General features: G+C 40.4%; 26 protein-coding genes and 1 pseudogene. 18 read left to right on the top strand and 9 right to left on the bottom strand.

The window, feature by feature from the left end:
• Nucleotides 1-33 precede the first annotated feature (33 nt).
• Both ACRRMM_RS07125 and mreBH read right to left on the bottom strand, forming a co-directional pair.
• Nucleotides 34-165: a protein YkpC gene (locus ACRRMM_RS07125; protein WP_003210922.1), complete on the bottom strand. Its 132-nt coding sequence runs from the start codon at nt 163-165 to the stop codon at nt 34-36.
• A gap of 74 nt (nt 166-239) precedes the next feature.
• A complete protein-coding gene (mreBH, locus tag ACRRMM_RS07120; protein WP_017359401.1) occupies nt 240-1,247 on the bottom strand; it encodes a rod-share determining protein MreBH in 1,008 nt (335 codons plus the stop codon).
• 276 nt (nt 1,248-1,523) lie between these two features.
• Between mreBH and ACRRMM_RS07115 the strand changes: the two genes are divergently transcribed.
• From ACRRMM_RS07115 to ade, 5 genes are all read left to right on the top strand, one after another.
• The gene (locus ACRRMM_RS07115) at nt 1,524-1,802 is read left to right on the top strand and encodes an AbrB/MazE/SpoVT family DNA-binding domain-containing protein (protein WP_017359400.1); all 279 of its coding nucleotides are present in this window, start codon (nt 1,524-1,526) and stop codon (nt 1,800-1,802) included.
• Nucleotides 1,803-1,946: 144 nt separating this feature from the next.
• The gene (locus ACRRMM_RS07110; protein WP_428828923.1) at nt 1,947-3,236 is read left to right on the top strand and encodes an ATP-binding protein; all 1,290 of its coding nucleotides are present in this window, start codon (nt 1,947-1,949) and stop codon (nt 3,234-3,236) included.
• 27 nt (nt 3,237-3,263) lie between these two features.
• A complete protein-coding gene (locus tag ACRRMM_RS07105) occupies nt 3,264-4,106 on the top strand; it encodes a gamma-glutamylcyclotransferase (RefSeq protein WP_428828924.1) in 843 nt (280 codons plus the stop codon).
• Nucleotides 4,107-4,143: 37 nt separating this feature from the next.
• Nucleotides 4,144-4,812, top strand: a complete 669-nt coding sequence (locus ACRRMM_RS07100) for a potassium channel family protein (RefSeq protein ID WP_008345123.1) — start codon at nt 4,144-4,146, stop codon at nt 4,810-4,812.
• Nucleotides 4,813-5,074: 262 nt separating this feature from the next.
• Nucleotides 5,075-6,805, top strand: a complete 1,731-nt coding sequence (gene ade, locus ACRRMM_RS07095; RefSeq protein WP_060781035.1) for an adenine deaminase — start codon at nt 5,075-5,077, stop codon at nt 6,803-6,805.
• A 99-nt stretch (nt 6,806-6,904) separates the two neighbouring features.
• On the opposite strand, the gene rnjA is transcribed toward ade, so the two are convergent.
• Nucleotides 6,905-8,572 (bottom strand): ribonuclease J1, encoded by a 1,668-nt coding sequence (gene rnjA / locus ACRRMM_RS07090; RefSeq protein WP_008345116.1) that lies wholly within the window; start codon nt 8,570-8,572, stop codon nt 6,905-6,907.
• A gap of 5 nt (nt 8,573-8,577) precedes the next feature.
• Nucleotides 8,578-8,787 (bottom strand): DNA-dependent RNA polymerase subunit epsilon, encoded by a 210-nt coding sequence (locus ACRRMM_RS07085; RefSeq protein WP_008345114.1) that lies wholly within the window; start codon nt 8,785-8,787, stop codon nt 8,578-8,580.
• A 394-nt stretch (nt 8,788-9,181) separates the two neighbouring features.
• Between ACRRMM_RS07085 and ACRRMM_RS07080 the strand changes: the two genes are divergently transcribed.
• Nucleotides 9,182-9,961, top strand: a complete 780-nt coding sequence (locus ACRRMM_RS07080; RefSeq protein ID WP_024719544.1) for a Cof-type HAD-IIB family hydrolase — start codon at nt 9,182-9,184, stop codon at nt 9,959-9,961.
• A gap of 39 nt (nt 9,962-10,000) precedes the next feature.
• Here ACRRMM_RS07080 and def read toward each other — a convergent pair whose 3' ends face one another.
• Nucleotides 10,001-10,558 (bottom strand): peptide deformylase, encoded by a 558-nt coding sequence (gene def, locus ACRRMM_RS07075; protein WP_008345111.1) that lies wholly within the window; start codon nt 10,556-10,558, stop codon nt 10,001-10,003.
• A 112-nt stretch (nt 10,559-10,670) separates the two neighbouring features.
• Nucleotides 10,671-10,850, bottom strand: coding sequence for a YjcZ family sporulation protein (locus tag ACRRMM_RS07070; RefSeq protein WP_026050085.1), 180 nt, complete (start codon nt 10,848-10,850; stop codon nt 10,671-10,673).
• 235 nt (nt 10,851-11,085) lie between these two features.
• On the opposite strand from ACRRMM_RS07070, the gene ACRRMM_RS07065 reads away from it, so the two are divergent.
• The 5 genes from ACRRMM_RS07065 (at nt 11,086) to lpdA (ending at nt 17,282) form a co-directional block, all read left to right on the top strand.
• Nucleotides 11,086-11,754 (top strand): YkyA family protein, encoded by a 669-nt coding sequence (locus tag ACRRMM_RS07065; protein WP_342493478.1) that lies wholly within the window; start codon nt 11,086-11,088, stop codon nt 11,752-11,754.
• Between the two features lie 562 nt (nt 11,755-12,316).
• On the top strand, nt 12,317-13,432 hold the full coding sequence (gene pdhA, locus ACRRMM_RS07060) for a pyruvate dehydrogenase (acetyl-transferring) E1 component subunit alpha (protein WP_007498599.1): 1,116 nt from the start codon (nt 12,317-12,319) through the stop codon (nt 13,430-13,432).
• A gap of 3 nt (nt 13,433-13,435) precedes the next feature.
• Complete coding sequence (gene pdhB / locus ACRRMM_RS07055; protein WP_007498597.1) at nt 13,436-14,413, top strand: pyruvate dehydrogenase complex E1 component subunit beta; 978 nt, start codon at nt 13,436-13,438, stop codon at nt 14,411-14,413.
• Between the two features lie 108 nt (nt 14,414-14,521).
• Nucleotides 14,522-15,865: a dihydrolipoamide acetyltransferase family protein gene (locus ACRRMM_RS07050; RefSeq protein ID WP_008345100.1), complete on the top strand. Its 1,344-nt coding sequence runs from the start codon at nt 14,522-14,524 to the stop codon at nt 15,863-15,865.
• Nucleotides 15,866-15,869: 4 nt separating this feature from the next.
• The gene (lpdA, locus tag ACRRMM_RS07045) at nt 15,870-17,282 is read left to right on the top strand and encodes a dihydrolipoyl dehydrogenase (protein ID WP_003211097.1); all 1,413 of its coding nucleotides are present in this window, start codon (nt 15,870-15,872) and stop codon (nt 17,280-17,282) included.
• Nucleotides 17,283-17,407: 125 nt separating this feature from the next.
• Here the strand turns inward: lpdA and ACRRMM_RS07040 are convergent, their stop codons facing one another.
• Entirely contained in the window at nt 17,408-17,788 is a 381-nt protein-coding gene (locus ACRRMM_RS07040; protein ID WP_223255627.1) for a hypothetical protein, read from the bottom strand.
• A gap of 316 nt (nt 17,789-18,104) precedes the next feature.
• Between ACRRMM_RS07040 and ACRRMM_RS07035 the strand changes: the two genes are divergently transcribed.
• Nucleotides 18,105-18,224 carry a GapA-binding peptide SR1P gene (locus tag ACRRMM_RS07035; RefSeq protein WP_003212464.1) on the top strand — a complete coding sequence of 40 codons (120 nt, stop codon included), beginning with the start codon at nt 18,105-18,107 and terminating at the stop codon, nt 18,222-18,224.
• A 42-nt stretch (nt 18,225-18,266) separates the two neighbouring features.
• Here the strand turns inward: ACRRMM_RS07035 and ACRRMM_RS07030 are convergent, their stop codons facing one another.
• Entirely contained in the window at nt 18,267-19,739 is a 1,473-nt protein-coding gene (locus tag ACRRMM_RS07030) for an aminotransferase class I/II-fold pyridoxal phosphate-dependent enzyme (RefSeq protein ID WP_017359394.1), read from the bottom strand.
• Between the two features lie 190 nt (nt 19,740-19,929).
• Here ACRRMM_RS07030 and ACRRMM_RS07025 point away from each other — a divergent pair, with 190 nt between their 5' ends.
• A complete protein-coding gene (locus ACRRMM_RS07025; RefSeq protein ID WP_008345089.1) occupies nt 19,930-20,199 on the top strand; it encodes a UPF0223 family protein in 270 nt (89 codons plus the stop codon).
• A 27-nt stretch (nt 20,200-20,226) separates the two neighbouring features.
• On the opposite strand, the gene ACRRMM_RS07020 is transcribed toward ACRRMM_RS07025, so the two are convergent.
• On the bottom strand, nt 20,227-20,862 hold the full coding sequence (locus ACRRMM_RS07020) for a DUF1054 domain-containing protein (protein WP_428828925.1): 636 nt from the start codon (nt 20,860-20,862) through the stop codon (nt 20,227-20,229).
• 287 nt (nt 20,863-21,149) lie between these two features.
• Here ACRRMM_RS07020 and ACRRMM_RS07015 point away from each other — a divergent pair, with 287 nt between their 5' ends.
• The 5 genes and pseudogenes from ACRRMM_RS07015 to ACRRMM_RS06995 all read left to right on the top strand — a co-directional run bounded on the left by ACRRMM_RS07015 (nt 21,150) and on the right by ACRRMM_RS06995 (nt 23,917).
• Entirely contained in the window at nt 21,150-21,338 is a 189-nt protein-coding gene (locus tag ACRRMM_RS07015) for a hypothetical protein (RefSeq protein ID WP_008345085.1), read from the top strand.
• Between the two features lie 133 nt (nt 21,339-21,471).
• Nucleotides 21,472-22,278: an inositol monophosphatase family protein gene (locus ACRRMM_RS07010; protein ID WP_007499854.1), complete on the top strand. Its 807-nt coding sequence runs from the start codon at nt 21,472-21,474 to the stop codon at nt 22,276-22,278.
• Nucleotides 22,279-22,461: 183 nt separating this feature from the next.
• Nucleotides 22,462-23,340 (top strand): hypothetical protein, encoded by an 879-nt coding sequence (locus ACRRMM_RS07005; protein WP_432450812.1) that lies wholly within the window; start codon nt 22,462-22,464, stop codon nt 23,338-23,340.
• Nucleotides 23,316-23,627 (top strand): annotated as a pseudogene (locus ACRRMM_RS07000) (sigma-70 family RNA polymerase sigma factor); the annotation flags it as partial. The gene ACRRMM_RS07005 and the pseudogene ACRRMM_RS07000, both read left to right, overlap by 25 nt.
• Nucleotides 23,624-23,917: an anti-sigma factor family protein gene (locus ACRRMM_RS06995; RefSeq protein ID WP_428828927.1), complete on the top strand. Its 294-nt coding sequence runs from the start codon at nt 23,624-23,626 to the stop codon at nt 23,915-23,917. The pseudogene ACRRMM_RS07000 and the gene ACRRMM_RS06995, both read left to right, overlap by 4 nt.
• Nucleotides 23,918-23,956 lie beyond the last annotated feature (39 nt).

Below are 23,956 nucleotides of genomic sequence, written 5' to 3'. Positions count from 1 at the left end.
GCAAAATAAAAAAGCCGCTTTCGTGCGGCTTTTTTAGCGGTTCAGTTGTTTCACAGGCTGTGCATTAGAAGGGGGCATATGTGAAAACGACAGGCTCATTCCTCCTAAAATAATACCGGTTAAAATGACTGTGACAACGACCCGTTTACCTAAATCAAGCAACATGTTCTTCCTCCTTCACGTTTATCCATTCATCACGATATGATCGAAATGATGAAAAAAGAAGTAGAACATGAAGATTATTTTAATGTTTTTTGCAATTTGTCGATGACTTCTAATGAACGACCTGTTCCAATTGCGACAGATTCAAGAGGGTTTGCTGCGATATGAACTGGGACAACAATTTCTTGAGAGAGCCATTCTTGAATGCCGTTTAATAGTGCACCACCGCCAGTTAGAATGACGCCGCGATCTACGATATCACCACTCAGTTCTGGAGGGCTGTCTTCTAATGTAGCCCGAATCGCCTCTAAAATATGAAGAAGTGATTCTCGCATAGCACCTTGAATTTCTGTTGATTCAAGTGTAATTGTTTTTGGAAGACCTGTGACAAGGTCGCGTCCACGTACTTCTAATGACTCAGGTTCGTGTTCAATGAGACCATAACCAATTTCCATTTTTACCTGTTCAGCTGTCCGTTCACCGATCAGTAAATTGTATTTCTTTCTCACAAAAGTAATGATATCTTCATCCAGTTGATCTCCGCCAATTCGGATCGAGTGGCAAGAGACAACCCCGCCAAATGAAATGATCGCTACCTCTGTCGTTCCTCCGCCAATATCTACAACGACGTTGGCAACAGGCTCGTCCACCGGGAGATCAGCACCGATTGCAGCTGCGACGGGTTCTTCAATTAAATGCACATGCTTTGCCCCGCAATTTTTGACAGCATCGCTGATCGCGCGGCGTTCGACAGCTGTTGAACCTGAAGGTGTACAAACAACCACAGTCGGCTTTCTAAAGGTAAACCCAATATTTTTTCCTGCTTTTTTCATAATTTGTTTGAGTAAATCGGTTGTCATATCGTAATCAGCGATGACACCATCTTTCATCGGACGGATCGCTACAATTTTTCCAGGTGTTTTCCCAATCATCTCTTTTGCTTCTGACCCCACTGCAAGGACAGTTTTTGTTTCCGTATCTACTGCCACAACGGATGGTTCATTGAGAATAATTCCTTTATTTTTACTGTAAACCAATATGTTAGCTGTTCCTAAATCAATTCCAATTTCGGCATTTTGAAACATGTTTTCACCCAATCTCTATTTTTGCTGTTTTAAACAATTTTACATTTAAAAGTTCAGAGGGTTGAGGTCATTTGTGGGGGTGTGTGATCATCTTGAAATGAATCTGTAAAATTCAAGTCTCATTTTGACATTCACAATAAATTTTCCCTTTGGTTTTTCGATTTTGAAAAAAATTTTTATGCAGGAGAAACCTTTTAAGAATCTCTTACGTCTACGATATATCAATTGGTGAAAAACAGATTGATCTTGAGCTAATGAAAGAAAGAGGGAACGAAATTGAAATCTATCGGAGTTGTAAGAAAAGTAGATGAACTAGGGCGTATTGTGATGCCAATCGAATTGAGAAGAGCACTTGATATCGCTATTAAAGACAGTATGGAATTTTTTATAGATGGAGATAAAATCGTCTTGAAAAAATATCAGCCAGAGGGCGTCTGCCTGATGACTGGTGAGATTACTTCTGAGAACCACGAGTATGGAAATGGTCAAATTACATTAAGCGCTGAAGGCGCAGAACTACTGCTAAAAGAGCTTCAAGAAGCCCTTCAGCAGTAAATAAAAATAGCCTGTTCTCTCCCATTGTGCTGAGAGCAGGCTTTTTTTTCTAAAAAAGTTCCTTAAAAATGCCACATCTTCCTCAAAAAATAAGTGGAAAATGGTACAATTGACAAAGAATCTCAGGGCGGCAGGTGGAATTATTTGAACAAAACATATCAAGTACGGATCCTGTTATCCGTTCTTGCATTTATATTAATTTTGAGCTGGGATTTCTTTTATTATCTTAGCGGCTATCACATTAATTGGCCGCTCGATCTAGCCTTTACAGTCGTTGTTTTGGCCGGTATTTGGAGCATCTCAGGCTATGTGGACCGGTTGAATTTGCTTGTATCAGATTTAAATAAACGAGAAAAAGAAGCACACGAACTGACAGAGCGGCTGAATCGAATCACAGATAACTTGCAAGAAATCGTTTTTGAAACCAATGAAAAAGGTGAAATCATTTTTTTAAATCAAGCATGGAAACAAATGACGGGTTACGACATAGAGGAGTGTCTAGGTACGATGTACAATCAGTACTTTGATCAAGAAGAGCATGTCGTTCAGCATTTGTTGTCTGTGATCAAAGAGCATAAGGATGAGGGGCGGGTGGAGCTGCAGCTTCTCCATAAAGAAGGAAAAAAGGTATGGGGAGATGTGCATTATAAGCTTTATTTCGATGAACAGCACCAGTTTACTGGAGGTATTGGAACGGTTGCAGATATCACGAAACAAAAGCAGGCAAAGCTTGAACTTGAAAGATCAAATCAGCAATTGCAAATGCAGGCACAAAAGCTGGCTGTTGCAGGACAAATAGCCGCTGGCATTGCCCATGAAGTCAGAAATCCGCTCACCTCAGTCAATGGATTTTTGCAGCTGATGAAAACGCAATATCCTGAAAGAACCGATTATTTTGATATCATCTTTTCTGAAATTAAACGCATTGATTTTGTTTTAAGTGAACTGCTTGTCTTAGCAAAACCTCAATCGGTTCAATTTCAAGAAGTACAGCTCCATGATTTGCTAGAGCAGGTGATTACCTTATTAAAGACAAATGCCGTTCTTTCAAATATTGATCTCAAACAGCCATTTAAAAAGCAGGATACTGGCACGATATTAGCAGACGCCAATCAAATGAAGCAGCTGTTCATTAACTTAATCAAAAATGCGATCGAGGCGATGCCTGAAGGCGGCAATATATACATATCAACAGAAAAAGTGATGAATGAATGGAAAATCACGATTCAAGATGAAGGAAAAGGAATGTCCGAAGAGGACATTCTGAAAATATATGATCCTTTCTTTTCGACTAAAAAAGAAGGTACAGGACTTGGTTTAACGATCTGTGCGACGATCTTAAAAGATCACCATGGAAGAATGGATGTAAAGAGCGAGCTCAGCAAAGGGACGGCTTTTGATATTTACTTACCTGTGTATCAAAAAAGCAGATAGTAGCAAGGTGAGAGGACGTGATGTGTGATGACGAAGGAGACAAAGACGTTATTTGTGTATGGGACACTTTTAAAGCACGAAAAGTATCACGAGACAATGATGAAAGAAAGCAGTCCATTAGCAGCATCTGCTTGGATAAAGGGGAGACTGTACGATACAGGTGAGGGTTACCCTGTGTGTGTTGTCTCGGAACAAAACACAGTATATGGAGAATTGTATGAGGTCAGTGATGAAACGCTGCATAAGATAGATGAGCTAGAGGAAGGGTATGACCAGCAGGAAATAGAGGTTATGACAGACCAGGGGCCAAGGTCAGCCGTTGCTTATACAATAGGTAAGCAGAAGGCATCGAGCCTGAAGGAGATTGAAAGCGGCTGCTGGAAGTCATATCAACTATGGGAGCGCAAACCGTCTTCCTTCTATTATTTTGCCTATGGGTCCTGTATGGATGATGCAAGGTTTAAGCTTGCGAAAGTGGAACATTATTTCAAACAAATCATCGGCGGCGGCACACTTGATCGTTTTACCACAAGGTTTACATTGGTGCGCCCTGATGGATCAAGAGCAGATATGGTAGAAGACGGCGGAGAAACAGAGGGTGTTCTATATGAAGTGCCTTTTGATGCCATTCGTTATTTGTACAAACGAGAAGGTGTAAATGAAGGGACTTATCGCCCAGCATTTGTCGATGTCACAGTAGGTGATCAAGTGTATGAGGACTGCTTAACGTTTCTCGTTTTAAAAAAGAGCGAAGAAATTGCGCCTCCTGGTCATTATCGCAGTGAAATCGAAAAAGGAGCAGACCTTTACTTAAGTGAAGCATTCCGTAAAAAAATACGGTCACATATGGATTCATTAATCAAACCGTAGTAAAATGCATGGTAAGTGATATAAAAGGAGTCTGAACATGAAAAAGGAATATGCAGTCATTGGTCTTGGACGCTTCGGCGGAAGTATCTGCAAGGCGCTAAGCGAAGAAGGACTTGAAGTCATGGCCATGGATATGAATGAAGATCGTGTGAACGAATATGCTAAAATTGCATCACATGCCGTGATTGGTGATTCGACGGACGAATCTGTCCTAAAAAACCTAGGCATCCGCAATTTTGATCATGTGATCGTGGCGATAGGTGAAAACATTCAGGCGAGTATTTTAACAACGATTATGCTGAAAGAGCTGGGTGTCAAAATGGTCACAGTGAAAGCTCAAAATGACTACCATGAAAAGGTTTTGAATAAAATTGGTGCGGACCGTATTGTCCATCCTGAACGAGACATGGGCAGACGGATTGCACATAAAATTATTTCTAACAACGTGCTTGATTATTTAGAGCTGTCAGATGAGTACAGCCTTATTGAAATCGTCGCCAACAGCAGACTCGCCGGGCATTCTTTGTTAGATCTCGACATTCGTGCAAGGTACGGGATCAATATCGTGGCAATTAAGCGCGGGAAAGAAGTGATCGTTTCACCGCTCGCAGATGAAATGATTCAAAAAGAAGATATCCTCATTGTCATTGGGGCAGTGGCAGATATCGGGCGCTTTGAAAAACGGGAAATGCAGAACGACTATTAAACACTCCGAGAAGGGGTGTTTTTTGCTTTAGAATTGTACATATGGGGCGGACGTTGTGGGAGAGAACAAAGTGGAAAAGAGCCGTTTACTTTCTAAAAGAACAGCAAAATAGAACATGGTTATTTTTCAGCCAATTATCACTATTCAGAAATAAAAATCAATCTTTTGATATGGTTGATTTTCTCTAAATGTCATTGACTGGACAAACAGATTCGTTTACGATAAGAAACATTATATTGTTTACTCGGAGGAGGCAGTGTCGTTGGATAAGGAGCTTTTCAGACATCAAATTGAGGTAGCTGCAAAGAGAAAAAAAGCAGCCCTAGTGATTAAACATGCGAAGGTTATGGACGTGTTTAACCAGGAATGGATAGACGCTGATGTCGCTGTTGAAAATGGAAAAATAGTAGGAATTGGGGAGTATGAAGGAGAACAGGAGCTGGATGCAACAGGTCAAATGCTTGTTCCCGGTTTCATTGACGGCCACGTTCATATCGAATCCTCGATGGTGACTCCTGCTGAATTTTCCAAAGCTGTCGTTCCTCACGGTGTGACAACTGTTGTAACAGACCCGCATGAAATTGCCAATGTATCCGGTGTTGCAGGTATCCGTTTTATGCTCGAAGAAGCGAGAAAAGCTGCTCTAAATATATATTTCATGCTGCCATCCTGTGTACCGGCAGTCAGCTTTGAACGATCAGGTGCTACACTAAAAGCAAAAGATTTAAAGCCTCTTTATCAGGAGAAAGAAGTGCTTGGTCTTGCCGAAGTGATGGATTATGTCGCGGTTGAACAAGCGGAAGAAGATATGCTTCAAAAACTGCTTGATGCTCAACATGAACATAAACTCATTGATGGCCATCTAGCAGGATTAACGGACCGATTAATTAATGTGTACCGAACAGCTAATGTCCAAACGGATCATGAGGTGACAACAGCTCAAGAGGCCCTTGAACGTGTCAAAAGAGGCATGTATGTCATGCTCAGAGAAGGCTCTGTTGCTAAAAACGTGAAAAACGTATTACCTGCTGTCAATGAGAAGAATGCGAGACGCTTTTTCTTTTGTACGGATGATAAACATTTAGATGATTTAATGGCTCAAGGAAGTATTGATGAACAAGTACGGATGTCGATACAAGAAGGATTGGACCCCTTTTTAGCATATCAAATGGGAAGTTTAAACGCAGCGGAGTGCTTCGGTCTCAAAACAAAGGGAGCGATTGCACCAGGCTTTGACGCGGACTTTATGCTCATTTCTGACTTACATGAGGTAGGAATTACAAGCGTCTTTATCGCAGGAGAATTGGTCTCTGAACATGGAGAATATTTGCCAAGTGTCGACAAGATCACGCCAAATTCTTCGCTCATGCAATCGGTACATGCAGTGGACGTTCAAGAGAAAGATCTAACGCTGCCTATAACAGATCACCAAAAGATGAATGTCATTCGCATTATACCGAATCAACTTGAAACGAAATTAGAACAAATATCTCCATCTGGAAGCGATGGACAATTTACGAGTGATATTGATCGAGATGTATTAAAAATAGTGCTTGTCGAACGCCACAAAGGTCTATCTGAAATTGGGATAGGGGTTGTCAGCGGATTCGGCCTAAAAGAGGGGGCAATTGCAACAACAGTTGCCCATGACTCGCATAACTTAATTGCCGTTGGAACAAATGATGCTGATATGATCAAAGCCATTGAAACGTTAAAAGAAGCAGGGGGCGGTTTGACCGTTGTAAAAGACGGAGAAGTTCTTCATACGCTTCCATTACCGATTTCCGGTTTATTATCAGATCAACCTGCACATACGGTCAATGAAAGCCTTCATGCACTTCATGATGCTTTAAAGGAAACAGGCTTTGTCTTAGACTTTAATCCGTTTTTGACATTATCCTTCTTGGCACTGCCAGTCATTCCTGATGTGAAAATGACAACACAAGGATTGTTTGATGTGAGAAGTTTTCAGCATCTCCCGATTCAATCGTAAAACAATGACTGAACCCGCACGTATCGTACAGATATGCGGGTTTTTTTATTGCGCATAAAAAAGAGACACAGCCAATTGGCTGTGTCTCCCTGTACGTCCTTACACTTCCATAATAATCGGTAAGATCATTGGGCGGCGTCTTGTTTTTTCATAAAGGAAAGGAGCAAGAGTGTCAGTAATCTCGTTCTTAATTTCTGACCATTGAGTCGTCTTACGTTCCATTACTTTTTCAAGATGCTTTGAAATGAGATCTTGCGCGTCATTAATGAGGTCTCCAGATTCTCTCATGTAGACAAAACCTCTTGAGATTAAATCAGGACCTGCAGAAATTTTGAATTCTTTCATATCCATGCTGACAACAACAATGACAAGACCTTCTTCTGAAAGAATGCGGCGGTCTCTTAACACGATGTTGCCGATATCACCAATACCGCTACCGTCGATATACACGTTGCCTGATGGAATTTTGCCAGCGACACTTGCTTCGTCACCTTTCAGAGCAAGAACTTCACCGTTATCCATGATAAAGCAGTTTTCCTCAGGAATTCCGCAATCATTCGCAAGTTTAATATGCGTTTTTTGCATGCGGTACTCACCGTGGATCGGCATGAAGAATTTAGGTTTAATTAAACGGAGCATCAGCTTTTGTTCTTCCTGCCCGCCGTGTCCAGAGGTATGAATATTATTAAGTGAGCCATGAATGACTTCAGCACCAGCACGATACAGCTGGTTAATAGTACGGCTTACGCTAATATTGTTACCTGGGATCGGTGAAGACGAGAAGACAACAGTGTCTCCAGGGTTAATTGAAATCTGGCGGTGCGTACCGTTGGCAATACGAGAAAGAGCGGCCATCGGTTCGCCCTGACTACCAGTACAAAGAATGGTTACTTTGTTTGCTGGAAGGCGGTTGATTTCATTGTGTTCAATGAACGTGTTTTTTGGACATTTGATATATCCGAGCTCTTGTCCAATATCAATGGCAGACTCCATGCTACGCCCAAACACAGCGACTTTTCGGCCGTTGGCAACAGCTGACTCGATCACTTGCTGAAGTCTGTGAATGTTAGATGCAAATGTAGCAAAGATAATACGTCCATCTACTTTTCTGAAGATGTCATCAATGCTTTCACCTACACGTCTTTCGGACATCGTAAATTCTGGAATTTCACTATTTGTACTGTCAGATAGAAGACAAAGAACGCCTTCTTTCCCGATCTCAGCCATTTTCGTTAAATTGGCAGGCTCGCCAACAGGAGTAAAGTCAAACTTGAAATCGCCTGTATGTACGATGTTACCAGGAGGTGTCTTCACGACAATTCCATAAGAATCTGGGATACTGTGCGTCGTTCTAAAGAAAGACACAGCTGTTTTTCTAAATTTGATCGTATCCTCTTCTTCAAAGATGTGAAGTTTGGTCTGTCTTAATAGACCATGCTCTTCCAATTTGTTACGAAGTAGGCCGATTGCGAGTTTGCCTCCGTAAACTGGAATGTTCACTTGCTTGAGAAGGTAAGGGATACCGCCGATGTGGTCTTCATGTCCATGAGTAATAAAAAGACCTTTGATTTTATCTTCGTTTTTAACTAAATACGTATAGTCAGGGATGACGTAATCAATTCCAAGAAGTTCATCTTCAGGGAACTTAATACCAGCATCAATCAAAATGATTTCATCTTGAAATTGAACGCCATACGTGTTTTTACCGATCTCGCCTAATCCGCCGAGCGCAAAAACTGCCGCCTGATCGTTTTTTACAAATTTCATTCCTCTCATAGCTCCAATACTTTAAAATTTTCACTTTCTCGTTCATAGTCTAAAAAAGCACCGTCTACAGGCTGAATGAATTCAATATTGTAGTTATGTTTTTTCAACTTATCGCGTACGTCTCTTTCAGAAACCGCTTCAACGTATAGTGAATCTGTGTGTTCTCTCACAGGTACCTCAGTCGTACTTGCCTGAAAAAATACCTTATATATCATCCAAATCTCTCCTTAAATACCGTATGTTACACTCGCTTATTCTATTATATTAAAAAAACGCGCATAAGAAAAGTCTCAGAGAAAAAAGGACCTTCAGCAAATGTGCGGAAGATCCTTTTAAGCAATCGATTTTTTACGAAGCATGTCCTTCCATTGTCTTCGAATTTTCTTGCGCAGACGACGAAGCATCGCGGATCGCCTCCTTTCGGTATGTGTCTCATTCAGCCATTTGTTCCGTTCTCTCTATATACTTGTATTATATGATGTTTCCACTTAATGTTACATGGTTATATGTGGGAAATGGGCGTTTTAAGAGGAAGTGGTTTCGTCAGTGAAGATCTTTCTGTATGATGAAGGGGAGAGGGTATACATAACAAGAGACAGGAGACGAGATATGAATAAAAAAGTCATCTTCTTTGATATCGACGGTACTTTATATGACCATGATAAAAAAATACCTGAATCAACGAAGCGAGCTGTTCGTTTATTAAAAGAAAAAGGGCATCATCTCTTCATTGCATCTGGCCGTTCGCCTTTTCTCATCCAACCTATTTTAGAAGAAATAGGGCTTGACTCATTTATTGCTTATAACGGTCAGTATGTCATGTACGAAGGAGAAGTCATTTATGGCAATCCGCTTAAGCAAGAGCTGATGGATAAAATTTATGAAACAGCGGATCAACATGATCATCCGCTTGTTTTCATGGGAGAGAAGACGATGAAGGCGTCTGTGCCGAACCATCCATTTATCCATGAAGGGATTGGCACTTTAAAAACAGAGCATCCCGAGCACGATTTGTCATTCTTTAAAGAAAACGTCATTTATCAAATGCTGCTATTTTGTAAAGCAGAAGAGGAACATCTATATGAAGCGTTCCGTGAAGAAATTGATCTCGTCAGGTGGCATGAGCTGTCTACGGATGTCCTGCCAAAAGGTGGATCAAAGGCTGAAGGAATTAAACGAGTCATTGAAAGACTCCCGTACGATCAAAAGGACACAATTGCCTTCGGTGACGGGCTGAACGATCGAGAAATGATTTCGTTTGTTGGAACAGGCGTTGCGATGGGGAATGCAGTCAATGAATTAAAAACATTAGCTGACTTTGTCACCAAACCTGTAGATGAGGATGGCATATTCCACGCTGTGACTGAATTAGGCCTTATTGATGAATAAAAAAACAAGACCCGCTGATGGACGGGTCTTGTTTTTTTATTATGATCTGCCGATCGCAACCGCGTTGTCTGGCTCGGCGAATGGATGATCTTTTTGAATATGATCATAAAACATAATGCCATTTAAGTGGTCAATTTCATGCTGAAAAACGATGGCCGGAAACCCTTTTAGGCGAATATCAATGTCTTCACCTTCAAGCGTTGTACCTTTCACCCTGATTTTTTCATAGCGCGGGACGAATCCAGGGATGGCTTCATCAACAGATAAACAGCCTTCTCCAGTAGCTAAATAAGCTCTTTTGACTGAATGGCTAACAATGCGAGGATTGAATAATGCATAGCTGTAAAGTTCTCCGCCCTCGTCTTCACAGTGAACAGCAATCATTCGTTTACTGATATTGATTTGCGGAGCTGCTAGGCCAACACCGGGTCTAAGTTCATATTTTTCAGCAATATCTGCATCCTGACTGTTTTTGACAAATTCAATCATGTCAGCTAATTGCTGTTTTTCTTCTTCTGTTGGCGGGAGTTCGACCGCTTCAGCTGTTTGTCTTAAGACGGGATGCCCGTCTCGTACGATATCATCCATGGTAATCACAAAACTTCACTCCTATTTCCTTTGTATGTAAAGTATATAAAATGATACACAACATATGCAATGAAATAAAGAAGACCGGTCGTATGAGACCGGTCAGAGGCTTATTCAGCCATTAGCAGCAGCCACCGCCGCCTAAGAATGCTGCGCCAACAATGATCAATAGAATGAATAGGACGACGATTAAAGCGAATGTACGTCCACCACCGTAACCGCAACCGTATCCACCACCATAACTTGGATAGCAACAACCGCCGCCGTATCCATAACCGTAACCGCCGTATCCACCATACATACTTCCATGACTATAATTAGACATACTTTTGACCTCCTTTGGAAATACACTCAGCCTCTCATAAGTGAAGGCGAAGCGTGTAATATAAACTATGTATGAATGCACTATTTGTATAGTCATGAGCCTAGAGCATGAAAAAAATCTTCTTTCCCCTCAAAAAACCAGCCTCTTTCCTTGTCACAACCGCCCTGAAAAATTATAGTGGTATGTGGAGATGTAAAGGGGGACCTTGTAATTGAAACAGATGAAAAGAAGAATAAAAGCAGGTGCAACTTTAGCGGGGATATGCACCCTCTTGCTTGCGGGCTGCGGAGGTCAAAATCCGCTTTATGAGATGCAAGATGCCATGACGAAAATGAGCGAAAAAGAAGCATCCTTTGAAAAAGAACAAGGTACACTGCAAAGCTATGAGAAAAAAGAGCAGCAGTTGTATAAAAAAATGATTCAAACAACAAAAGACCACACAAAAACAGTCTCAAGCTTGTCTGATCAAGCATTAGCATCGGCAGAAAAGCGTGAAGAACATTTAAAAACAGAAAAAGACAGCATGGATCAATCGAAAAAAGAATTTCAATCTGTAAAAGAATTCGCTGGACAGATAAAAGATGCGGAAGTAAAAGACAAAGCAGAACAAACAGTCAAATCAATTGAAAAAAGATATGCATCGTATGATCAGCTTTACCGTGAGTATCAAAAGGCGCTGAAACAAGACAAGCACTTGTATGAATCTTTAAAAAGAAAAGACTTAGGATACGCTGAACTGAAATCCAAACTGAAAACAGTCAATCGTTCCTATAGTAAAGTGAGAAAAGAAAGCAAGAAGTTCAATCAATATACAGATCAATTGAACGAATATAAACAAGCTTTATACAAAACAGCTCAGAAAGAATCACAAAACAGTTAAAAACAGTACTTGCTGCTAGTTTTGTTTATCGCTGCTACTCACAAAGTGCCTGCGTGTCGTTACTCGTTTTTCCAAGATGTCAAACTGAAAAGAAGAGAAAGGGTTAAAATGAAGTTCATTTTAGCCCTTTGTCCATCATGATCAAAAGAGCTAAAAATAGCTCTTTTTTTATTTTTCGACAAAAACAAACATGTGCTATTGTAGTACAGTGATCCACTCTATACTAGTACAGTTTGTGCTGTTGATTAAACAGATTGATACAGGTCACCATAAAAAGTAAAGCGAATACATTTATTTAAATAAAGCCGTTAAATCAATTGACGGACTATTTTTCTTGTTGTAAACTATTCCTTGTTAACAGAAGTTGTATTAGTTTTTTGTGAACTATCGTTAATACAGTTAGAAAAACTCAAAAGCAAGCGATCATCCAATGTTTCGACAATGATCTTTGTGGCTATTATATACAGGAGTCATATGAGCATTTTGGGTTATCCTATATCTGTATGTATAAATGGATTCACGACAAATTGACTGTTAAAAGAAAGGAAGAGGTGACTTTAGAATGGCTGCAAAAACAAAAAAAGCAATTGTTGATAGCAAAAAGCAATTCGATGCCATCAAAAAGCAGTTTGAAACGTTCCAAATTTTAAACGAAAAAGGCGAAGTCGTAAACGAAGCGGCAATGCCAGATCTTTCAGATGACCAATTAAAAGAATTAATGCGCCGTATGGTGTTTACACGTGTATTAGATCAACGTTCAATTTCATTGAACCGTCAAGGACGTCTTGGCTTCTATGCGCCAACAGCTGGACAAGAAGCTTCTCAGCTTGCAACTCACTTTGCACTTGAGAAAGAAGATTTCATTCTTCCAGGATATCGTGATGTACCACAATTAATCTGGCATGGTCTTCCACTAACAAAAGCATTCTTGTTCTCTCGTGGACACTTTGTTGGAAACCAAATGCCTGAAGATGTGAATGCACTTTCTCCGCAAATCATTATCGGTGCACAAATCATTCAAGCTGCTGGTGTAGCTCTTGGTTTGAAAAAGCGCGGTAAAAATGCTGTTGCAATCACTTACACTGGTGATGGTGGAGCTTCACAAGGTGATTTCTACGAAGGTATTAACTTTGCAGGGGCTTACAAAGCGCCAGCGATTTTTGTTGTCCAAAACAACAGATATGCGATCTCTACACCTGTTGAAAAGCAATCTGCTGCACAAACGATTGCACAAAAAGCAGCTGCAGCTGGTATCGTAGGCGTACAAGTTGACGGTATGGATGCATTAGCTGTATACGCAGCGACTGCTGAAGCTCGTGAGCGTGCTGTAAATGGTGAAGGTCCAACATTAATTGAAACTCTTACATTCCGTTACGGCCCACATACAATGGCTGGTGACGATCCAACAAGATATCGTACAAAAGAAGATGAAAATGAGTGGGAGCAAAAAGATCCATTGGTACGCTACCGCAAATTCTTGGAAAACAAAGGCCTTTGGTCTGAAGAAGAAGAGAATAAAGTCATCGAAGATGCAAAAGAACAAATCAAACAAGCAATCAAAGAAGCTGACGAACAGCCTAAGCAGAAAGTCACTGATTTGATTGAAAACATGTACGATGTGAAACCATTTAACTTGGTTGAACAGCTTGAAATCTACAAACAGAAGGAGTCGAAGTAAGCCATGGCGCAAATGACATTGATTCAAGCGATCACTGATGCGTTACGCACAGAACTGAAAAATGACGAAAACGTTCTTGTTTTCGGAGAAGACGTTGGTAAAAACGGCGGCGTATTCCGTGCGACTGAAGGATTGCAAAAAGAGTTTGGTGAGGATCGTGTATTCGATACTCCACTTGCTGAATCTGGTATTGGCGGTCTTGCAATTGGCCTTGGACTACAAGAATTCCGCCCAGTAATGGAAATTCAATTCTTCGGATTCGTTTACGAAGTATTAGATTCTGTTTCTGGACAAATGGCTCGTATGCGTTACCGTTCTGGTGGACGCTGGCATTCTCCAGTGACAATCCGTTCTCCATTTGGTGGAGGAGTTCACACACCTGAGCTTCACGCTGACAGCTTAGAAGGTCTTATTGCACAACAGCCTGGTATCAAGGTTGTTATTCCTTCAACACCTTACGATGCAAAAGGACTATTAATTTCTGCAATCCGTGACAACGATCCGGTTGTATTCCTTGAGCATATGAAACTTTATCGTTCTTTCCGTCAGGAAGTTCCTGAAGAAGAGTACACAATTGAAATCGGTAAAGCTGACGTGAAACGTGAAGGTTCTGACCTTTCAATCATCACTTACGGTGCAATGGTTCACGAATCACTTAAAGCTGCTGAAGAACTTGAAAAAGAAGGCGTTTCTGCTGAGGTCGTCGACCTTCGTACAGTGAGCCCGCTTGATATTGAAACAATCATCGCTTCTGTTGAAAAAACAGGCCGCGCGATCGTTGTTCAAGAAGCACAAAAACAAGCTGGTATTGCAGCAAACGTAGTAGCTGAAATCAATGATAGAGCAATCCTTAGCCTAGAAGCACCAGTACTTCGTGTAGCTGCACCTGATACTGTATTTGCTTTCTCTCAAGCTGAGAGCGTATGGCTTCCAAACCATAAAGACGTGCTTGAAACAGCTAAGAAAGTTCTTGAATTTTAATTAAATGACAGAGGGGAAAAGAATTTATTTCTCTTCCCCTTTATCAATTACATGACCGTGTAATGTTGACAGAACAATGGTTTAACATAAACTAGGAGGCGAAAAACAGTGGCATTTGAATTTAAACTTCCGGACATCGGAGAAGGTATCCACGAAGGTGAGATCGTTAAGTGGTTTGTAAAACCAAACGACGAAATCAATGAAGATGACGTTTTAGCAGAGGTACAAAATGATAAAGCAGTTGTAGAAATTCCTTCACCTGTTAAAGGAAAAGTATTAGAATTAAAAGTTGAAGAGGGAACAGTTGCAACTGTAGGACAAACAATCATTACGTTTGATGCACCTGGTTACGAAAATCTTCAATTTAAAGGCAGCGAAGAAGAAGGCGAAGCGAAAACTGAAGCTCAAGTACAAGGTACTGCTGAAGCTGGTAACGAGCCTGAAAAGAAAGAAGTTGCTCAAGAAGAAGCGGCAGCAGCAACTGGTGCTGGCGCACAAGAGCAAGTAGATGCTGATCCTAACAAACGCGTTATTGCTATGCCATCTGTACGTAAATATGCGCGTGAAAAAGGCGTTGAAATTTACAAAGTTGCAGGTACTGGTAAAAATGGCCGCGTGCTAAAAGAAGATATCGACAGCTTCCTTAATGGCGGTTCTGCAGCAACTCAAGAAGCAGCACCTCAAGCAGCTGAAAGTGCGAAAGAAGAAGCAGCTCCAAAAGCGGCAGCAGCTCCAGTTCTAGAAGGAGAATTCCCAGAAACTCGCGAGAAAATGAGCGGAATCCGCAAAGCGATCGCAAAAGCAATGGTGAACTCTAAGCACACAGCTCCTCACGTAACATTAATGGATGAAGTTGATGTAACAAACCTTGTTGCACATCGTAAACAATTCAAACAAGTTGCAGCTGATCAAGGAATCAAGTTAACTTACTTGCCTTACGTTGTAAAAGCTCTAACTTCTGCTTTGAAAAAGTACCCAGTACTTAACACTTCTATCGATGATAAAACAGATGAAGTTGTTCAAAAGCATTACTACAACATCGGAATTGCAGCTGATACTGAAAAAGGCTTGCTTGTTCCAGTTGTGAAAAATGCAGATCGCAAAGCGATTTTCGAAGTATCTAACGAAATCAACGAGCTTGCAACAAAAGCACGTGATGGTAAATTGGCTCCAGCTGAAATGAAGGGTGCATCTTGCACAATCACAAACATCGGTTCTGCTGGTGGACAATGGTTTACTCCAGTCATCAACCACCCAGAAGTAGCGATCCTTGGTATTGGCCGTATCGCTGAAAAAGCGGTTGTTCGTGATGGCGAAATCGTTGCAGCTCCAGTCTTAGCTCTTTCCCTAAGCTTTGACCACCGTATGATTGATGGAGCTACTGCGCAAAATGCCCTTAACCACATCAAGCGTTTATTGAATGATCCACAATTAATTTTAATGGAGGCGTAAATTCATGGTAGTAGGAGATTTCCCAATCGAAACAGATACTCTTGTCATCGGTGCAGGTCCTGGTGGATATGTAGCTGCTATTCGTGCTGCACAGCTAGGACAAAAAGTAACAATCGTTGAAAAAGGAACACTTGGCGGCGTATGTCTAAACGTCGGCTGTATCCCTTCAAAAGCATTGATCAATGCTGGACATCGTTTCGAGAATGCAAAGCATTCTGAAGACATGGGTATCAAAGCTGAAAACGTAACAGTTGATTTCACAAAAGTTCAAGAGTGGAAAGCTTCTGTTGTAAACAAATTAACAGGTGGAGTTCAAGGTCTTCTAAAAGGAAATAAAGTAGACATCGTCAAAGGTGAAGCTTATTTCGTAGACAGCAACTCTGTACGTGTCATGGATGAAAATTCAGCGCAGACTTATACATTTAAAAATGCAATTCTTGCAACTGGATCTCGTCCAATCGAATTGCCTACATTTAAATACACAGACCGCGTGATCAACTCAACTGGTGCTTTAGCGCTTAAAGAAGTACCTAAAAAGTTAGTTGTCATCGGTGGTGGATACATCGGTACTGAGCTTGGTACTGCTTATGCGAACTTTGGAACAGAAGTTGTCATCCTTGAAGGTGGAGACGAAATCCTTCCAGGTTTTGAAAAGCAAATGAGCTCTTTAGTGAAACGTAACCTGAAGAAAAAAGGAAACGTTGAAATTCACACAAACGCTCTTGCAAAAGGCGTTGAAGAAAAATCTGACGGTGTCACTGTTACTTTCGAAGTAAAAGGTGAAGAAAAAACTGTCGATGCTGACTACGTACTTGTGACTGTTGGTCGTCGTCCAAACACAGATGAGCTTGGTCTTGAGCAAGTTGGTGTTGAATTGACAGACCGCGGAGTTGTCAAAACTGACAAACAATGCCGTACAAGCGTTTCAAACATCTATGCAATTGGTGACATCGTTGATGGACCACCACTTGCACACAAAGCTTCTTACGAAGGTAAAATTGCTGCTGAAGCAATCGCTGGAGAGCCAGCTGAAATTGATTACCTTGGTATTCCTGCTGTTGTATTCTCTGAGCCAGAACTTGCAACTGTTGGATACACTGAAGCAGAAGCAAAAGAAGAAGGAATCGACATCGTTGCAGCGAAATTCCCATTCGCAGCAAACGGACGTGCACTTTCTCTTGATGCAACTGATGGCTTCATGAAAATGATCACTCGTAAAGAGGATGGTCTAGTGATCGGTGCACAAATCGCAGGTGTTGGCGCTTCTGATATGATTTCAGAGCTTAGCCTTGCAATTGAAGCTGGTGTGACGGCTGAAGATATCGCAATGACAATTCACGCTCACCCAACTTTAGGTGAAATCACAATGGAAACGGCTGAAGTAGCAATCGGAAGCCCAATCCATATCGTAAAATAATGAACGTTGAACCCCTCTCCACACGGAGAGGGGTTTTTTATGTATGTGAAACGTCGCTGAAAAAGAAAAACCCTCATGAGATGAGGGCTTTTTTCATATGGATATATAAGTGCAAAGTCGAACCGTTAATTTGTATTCACTCGATCTAATGCTTGGCATATGGGTGATAAGATATCCTCTTTACTTCGGACATTACCTTCCACCTTCACAATGACTTTTTCATTATTGACAAGTAAAATAGCCGGCAGTTCGTCTACTTCATTTTTCCAGCCTTTACGATCTTCTTTGACAATCATCTTGGACATTTCCTTCGGATATTCATTTTTTAAATCGAGCACTGCGTCATAATAAGGACTTTCTTTATCAAGATTTTCTGCATCAGTAAAAAAGAGAATTCTCGGCTTTTGAATATGACTGACCTGGTCTGTCTGATTCGGTATGATATACGCAAATGAGCATGAACTAAGTACAAAGAGCATAGGGAATATAATGAGAAGGGTCCTCATAAAATTCAATCTATTCACCTCAAAATCCTTTGGGGTTGTACCAACATTTTTAGGAGCCAGTTCCCTGTTAGTCACTCTAGTGTATCACGTCCTTTTTGACAATTTTCGATTGTTACTCAATTGTTACAGAATTGATATGAAGCAAAATACATTTGAAACGTTTCCTCAATATGATGAGAAAAAAGCATATATTTATAAAAAATAATTAAATGTGTCATACAATTAACCGTTGACAACTTAAATGTGACATCATATTATAGAGGTATGAAATAGATTAAACGCTTTCAAACTTTGAGTAAAGAAAAGGGGAATGTACGTGGGTACAATTATTTGTCAAGATTGCAATGAAACCATTGATCAATTTGAAAATGAAAAAGTGACAACACTTTATGGAACATGTGGTCACTGTCATTGCTGTGATGAAGCCTCTGAATAAATAAAAAAGCATGCAGCTCCAATTGGGCTGCATGTTTCTTTTTTATAAAATGGCTTTTTGTTCTTTAATGACACGAATCATATCTAGTGTGGAATCTTCTGGTCCTTGAACAGGAAGACCGATTTCGATATTTTTAAAGATATAGGAGATATTTTCTTCTGTGATGATTTCTCCTGGTATAAAAATAGGAATACCAGGCGGATAAACCATGACAAATTCTGCAATGATCCGGCCAGCCGCTTCTTTAAATGGAATGACTTCCGTTGTTGCGTAAAAAGCGTCACGCGGTGTCATCGCAAGCGAAGGGATTTCAGGCAGTAACACTTCTGTCACGGCTTGTTTGCCGCCTTGACGTGCAGAGGTTGCCGCAATTTCCTTCATAGCCGTTACAAGCGTATCAATCGTCTCATCACAATCGCCAGGCGTCACGATACATAAAATGTTGTATAGGTCAGAGAGCTCTACTTCAATTCGGTAGCTTTCTCTCAGCCATTTCTCCACATCATGGCCATTCAGTCCAAGGTCTTTAATGGAGATGATTAATTTTGTTGGGTCATAATCGTAAGTAGAAGGTGAACCGAGAATTTCTTGACCAATACAAGTAATACCTTCAATTTCGTTTAAACGAGTTCTTGCTGATTCAGCTAATCGAATGGCTTCATCTGCAAGTGCCTTTCCTTCAGTCGCTAATCGCTTTCTAGCGACATCCAGGGAGGCTAAAAGCAAATAAGAAGTAGACGTAGTTGTCAGCATGCTTAAAATAGATTGTACTCGATCCTTTGAAACAAGCCCTTCTTTTATATTTAAAATCGAGCTTTGGGTGAGAGAGCCACCAAGTTTATGCACACTTGTTGCTGCCATATCAGCTCCCGCCTGCATCGCAGACAATGGAAGCTCATCGTGAAAATGAATATGCACACCATGTGCCTCATCTACAAGAACAGGTACGTCATATGAATGAGCAATCTCTACAATGGTTTTTAAATCAGCTGAAATGCCAAAATACGTTGGGTTAATTACAAGCAGCCCTTTCGCATCTGGATGTTTAGTCAGCGCTCTTTTAGCTGACTCTGGTGTGATGCCATGAGAGATGCCAAGCTCTTTGTCAATTTCCGGGTGAATAAAAACAGGTACTGCACCAGAAAATACAATAGCAGACATAATCGACTTATGGACATTACGTGGAACAATAATTTTGTCTCCAGGGCCACAGACGGTCATCACCATTGTCATGATCGCACCGCTTGTTCCTTGTATAGAGAAAAACGTATGGTCTGCACCAAATGCTTCTGCTGCAAGCTCCTGTGCTTCTTTGATCATTCCTCGAGGCGAATGTAAATCATCAAGAGGTTCTATATTAATAAGGTCAATGCTTAATGCATTGTCTCCAATGAATGCTCTAAATTCAGGGTCCATTCCGGCTCCTTTTTTATGGCCTGGAATGTGAAATTGGACTGGATTGGTTGAAGCGTGTTTTTTTAATCCAGTGTATAAGGGTGTATCATGTTGTGACAATTGCTTTCCCACCTTCATCGAAATACCTGCTATTATTATCCCAATAACAGCAGATTTCATTGCATAAAACAAAAGAATTATATTATGAACTGATCGGAATGTAAAGCATAAAATCAATCGGATTCTGATCAAACAGATGCTATAATAAAAGTTCAAATAAGAAATGTGGATTAAAGTGAGGGACAAGTAAATGGAATATCAATATCCAATGGACGTCGACTGGACAACTGAAGAAAAGATGGCGGTCATTTCATTTTTTCAAGCCGTTGAAAAAGCCTATGAAACAGGAATTGCGAAACAAGCGTTACTAGAGGCTTATAAACGATTTAAAGAAGTTGTACCATCAAAAGCAGAAGAAAAGACGCATTGTGCGGCGTTTGAAAAGGGAAGTGGGTATTCCCCTTATCGCACAGTAAAAAGCGCAAGAGAGGCTGAAGAAACAGCTATGATACGGATGTAAAAAACGAGCCAATATAGGCTCGTTTTTTTATACAGATCCTTTTTGTGTAAAGCGGTATAGATAAGTTACTGTGCGGAAGGCATCTTCAATTTTTGATAAGAATTCTTCATTATTCATTTGAACAACTTCTTCTCTAGGAAGCTGGATGCCGCAAAGAAGTTCGGCCTTTTTGACTGTTTGAACACGTTCAAATAGTGTTCTCAGCTGTTCAGCATCAAGTTCGCTGTGGCGGAGGACGTCCGGTTTCATATGATCCTTAGACCAAACAAAGTCTTGCGGTATTTTCTTTTGGATCGTGTCCAGCTCTTTTTCGAATAATTGCCCATATTCACCTTTTACTGGAGATTCATAAATGAGCGCAAACCATACAAATACATGAGTTTTCCAAAGCCCAATTTGAAAATGAGGGAGCTTTTTATACCCACGCTTACTGTTAGCGAAAGCCACCCAAGTGTCATTTGGCGGGTTGACTGATCTTCTTGCATGTTTTGCCACGTGAACAAACATTTCGTCTCCTGTAATAGAAGAAAGAAGCGGTGCAAAATGTTCACCAAGTGCTTCAAGCTTTGGACGGACTCTCTCTTTTAATACGGTCATACGTTCATCTAAACCGTCTACTGTGAATGTTTCAAAATCTTCATCTCTAAAACGCATTTCACTCATGTTATGCCTCCTGTATCTTTTCGCTGATCATATTTTATCATAGCTTGGGTCAAGCTCAAAAAAAGATGCACTTTAAAGAGAAAGATAGCAGGGATCTTGGTTCGGCGTTTAAAAACTTCGATTTTGTGGTACATAACAAATAGGTAAAAACACAATTTTCAGAATGTCGTTGCGGTTATGCGATCGCTTCATACGATATAAGCAAGAACCATTTCTCTTATCGATTGTATTTTTTATCAATGAAAACTGACAAGGAATGAATCATTCTCTGGAAGGGGCGTTGACCAATGAAGCAAATCGTGAAGCATGGGTATAGACAAGAGAAGAAGAATCGCATCGCTGTGTGGAGATTAGAGGTTGATTATGAGCTTTCTACGCTTCATGAAGCCATCGAGCAAAAAGATGATATCCAAGTAGAACGCAGCAAACGAAAGCTTGAGCGCCTAAGAAAAGAATGGGAGCAGCTTCAAGGGTAAAACAAGGTGAGGTAAAAACGAACCAATTCATCGGTTCGTTTTTGTATGAAGCTGCTTTTTTCTTGCTTTTACGTACATAATATCAGTATGCTAATACAAATAGGTACTACATAGAAAAGAGGTTTACAGTCCGATGACAAACTGGGTGGAAATTGACCGACTTGCAAAGCTTTGGGTAAAAGAAGCGGGTAGCCGCATTAAAGCATCCATGCAGGAAGGTCTATCAATTGAAACAAAATCAAATCCAAATGATCTTGTCACAAATATCGATAAAGAAACAGAACGTTTCTTCATTGAAAAGATACAGTCGACATTTTCAGATCATCATATTTTAGGAGAAGAGGGCCAAGGGGAAGAAGTGACCTCTCTTGACGGAATAGTATGGATCATTGATCCAATTGATGGCACCATGAACTTTGTCCATCAAAAACGAAATTTTGCCATTTCAATTGGGATATTTGAACATGGTGTGGGGAAAATCGGTCTTATTTATGACGTCATCCATGACGAGCTCTATCATGCAGTCAAAGGAGAAGGGGCATATATGAACGATATCTTACTCCCGCCTTTAAAAGATGTCGCCATTGAAAAAGCCATTGTCGGCATTAACCCAACATGGGCGATTGAAAGCCCTCATTTTGACGCTAAGCCGTTTGCCCGTCTCGTACGCGATGTGAGAGGAACACGAACGATTGGGTCAGCTGCACTTGAACTAGCTTATATTGCAAGCGGAAGAAGCGACGCATATGTCACGTTAAGGCTAGCGCCTTGGGATTATGCTGCTGGATGTGTGTTACTTGATGAGGTAGGCGCTGTTTACTCGAATATTCACGGAGAACGCTTGACGTTTCTAGAGAAAAATAGCATTGTTGCTGGAAATCGATCCGTCTGTGAAAAAATCTTGCATGATTACATAAAGGGAAGCGGAAATAAAAAATAAACAACATCACTTCATGAGAATGAAGTGATTTTTTGTATTTGATGAAACTTTTTGACAAGTCAAATGTCTATACGAACGAGGCCTTAATTTGAAGTAAAGGATTGTGTAGCGATGTTTGATTTGTTTAGTGATTTATCCCTCCATTTTGAAAGGTTTTTTATTTTAAATGAGTACAGTATCCACATGATTCAATGGTGTGTGCTTGGACTATTTGTCCTTTTCATTACACTTCCCATATGGAAAGAAAAGAAGAGTAGTTATGTATTTTATGCTGGAATCGTATTAAGAGTAGTTCTGCTAGGGAGTATGACACTTGAGATGATCCACCAAGTGCTAGCTAGACAGTATACGATCGAAACATTTGAAGTGCTGACAGATTTCATGCAATTTCTCATCTATGGATATGTCTTGCTTGCATCACTTTTCTATGTGATTTCTCTTCCTTATTTAAAAAATAGGGGCATGTTTTTTGCGTTTGATTTATCTGTGTTACTTCTGCCTTTATGTCAAACGGTGTTTATTGTGTTAGTTGAAAGCAAAAAGTTCTTTCTTAGCGGTGATACGGAGCTGGTATGGAGAGATTTAATCATCATTTTGCTTATGATTGGCTTTGCCGCTTTGGTACTTCACCTATTCTTTCGCTTGTTTTGGCATAGGCAGTGGAAAGAATTGCTGTTTTTCTATGGACTGATTTTCGCTGCGCTGCTGTATATTTTTTATCCTTCTATCTCGAAGCATGAGCTGCAATCTTCATTTAAATCCATTGTGATTTTAGTGGCGGCCGCAGGAAGCTTTATGACATTACATTTGTTATGTGCGTTAATACAAAACAAGGTAAAGTTGAGACAGTGGGGTGCTTGGGGAATTGTCGTCTTTTTTATGCTGATGCTGAACCCGATCCTAAATCTCCCACATATCATGTTTCAATTTACTAAAACGGAACTGACAGATACTTTCTCAGAAGAATATCGCCCTTTATCTGAAGCAAGTGCGAAAGCATTCGCTTCAAAGTTTGTACCAGCGGACACTACATTATATTCAACGACTATCGCCGAAAAGTAAAACGAACTTTTACGGATGTAGAAAAAGCTGATTTTTTAGAGCAGCAGATATTCATGACACCTGAAGACCATTTAGAAACTCAAGCTGATATTCAAAGGCTGTGGAGCCAGATCAATCAATTGAAGGATTCTTACCGAGAAGTCCTCATTTTAAGAGATATTCAGGAATTATCGTATGAAGAAGTAGCGGAAATTTTGAATTGGACCTTATCTAAAGTAAAGACAACCCTTCATCGAGCAAGATTAGAGCTGAAACGAAAGCTACATTGTGAGGAGTTCAACAAATGAGCTGTTATTTGATTGAAGAACTATTACCACTTTATATAGAAGGGGACACGAGTGAAGAAACAAATCAATTAGTGGATGAGCATTTACGTTCATACAAAAAATGCCGTTATCTATATGAAGAAATGAAAGAACCAGTCTCTATTGCAAAGTCAACAGATTTTATACCGTTCATAGATGAAAAAGAAGAAAAAAGAAAGTTTGAAAGGCGCTACTATGGAAAACTGTTATTACGGGCAAGTATCGTTTTTAGTATCGTCTATCTCATCATGCTTTTGATCTATTGGATATAAGAAAGAACCCCCATCTGGATGAACCGGATGGGGGTTTTT

Origin of the sequence: Bacillus sp. XT-4, from assembly GCF_050864245.1 — a bacterium.
Lineage (GTDB): Bacteria > Bacillota > Bacilli > Bacillales > Bacillaceae > Bacillus > Bacillus altitudinis.
The sequence above is the reverse complement of the archived record's forward strand: the minus strand, read 5'-3'. Positions and strand labels throughout refer to the sequence as shown.

Coding starts and splice junctions, on each gene's coding strand:
- ACRRMM_RS07070 (WP_026050085.1), bottom strand. CDS start 10,850: ATGTATGGTGGATACGGCGGTTACGGTTATGGATACGGCGGCGGTTGT.
- pdhB (WP_007498597.1), top strand. CDS start 13,436: ATGGCGCAAATGACATTGATTCAAGCGATCACTGATGCGTTACGCACA.
- ACRRMM_RS07100 (WP_008345123.1), top strand. CDS start 4,144: ATGAAAAAGGAATATGCAGTCATTGGTCTTGGACGCTTCGGCGGAAGT.
- rnjA (WP_008345116.1), bottom strand. CDS start 8,572: ATGAAATTTGTAAAAAACGATCAGGCGGCAGTTTTTGCGCTCGGCGGA.
- ACRRMM_RS07005 (WP_432450812.1), top strand. CDS start 22,462: ATGATTCAATGGTGTGTGCTTGGACTATTTGTCCTTTTCATTACACTT.
- ACRRMM_RS07020 (WP_428828925.1), bottom strand. CDS start 20,862: ATGAGTGAAATGCGTTTTAGAGATGAAGATTTTGAAACATTCACAGTA.
- ACRRMM_RS07015 (WP_008345085.1), top strand. CDS start 21,150: ATGAAGCAAATCGTGAAGCATGGGTATAGACAAGAGAAGAAGAATCGC.
- pdhA (WP_007498599.1), top strand. CDS start 12,317: ATGGCTGCAAAAACAAAAAAAGCAATTGTTGATAGCAAAAAGCAATTC.
- ACRRMM_RS07125 (WP_003210922.1), bottom strand. CDS start 165: ATGTTGCTTGATTTAGGTAAACGGGTCGTTGTCACAGTCATTTTAACC.
- ACRRMM_RS07085 (WP_008345114.1), bottom strand. CDS start 8,787: ATGATATATAAGGTATTTTTTCAGGCAAGTACGACTGAGGTACCTGTG.
- mreBH (WP_017359401.1), bottom strand. CDS start 1,247: ATGTTTCAAAATGCCGAAATTGGAATTGATTTAGGAACAGCTAACATA.
- ACRRMM_RS07025 (WP_008345089.1), top strand. CDS start 19,930: ATGGAATATCAATATCCAATGGACGTCGACTGGACAACTGAAGAAAAG.
- ACRRMM_RS07105 (WP_428828924.1), top strand. CDS start 3,264: ATGACGAAGGAGACAAAGACGTTATTTGTGTATGGGACACTTTTAAAG.
- ACRRMM_RS07010 (WP_007499854.1), top strand. CDS start 21,472: ATGACAAACTGGGTGGAAATTGACCGACTTGCAAAGCTTTGGGTAAAA.
- ACRRMM_RS07040 (WP_223255627.1), bottom strand. CDS start 17,788: ATGAGGACCCTTCTCATTATATTCCCTATGCTCTTTGTACTTAGTTCA.
- lpdA (WP_003211097.1), top strand. CDS start 15,870: ATGGTAGTAGGAGATTTCCCAATCGAAACAGATACTCTTGTCATCGGT.
- ACRRMM_RS07080 (WP_024719544.1), top strand. CDS start 9,182: ATGAATAAAAAAGTCATCTTCTTTGATATCGACGGTACTTTATATGAC.
- ACRRMM_RS06995 (WP_428828927.1), top strand. CDS start 23,624: ATGAGCTGTTATTTGATTGAAGAACTATTACCACTTTATATAGAAGGG.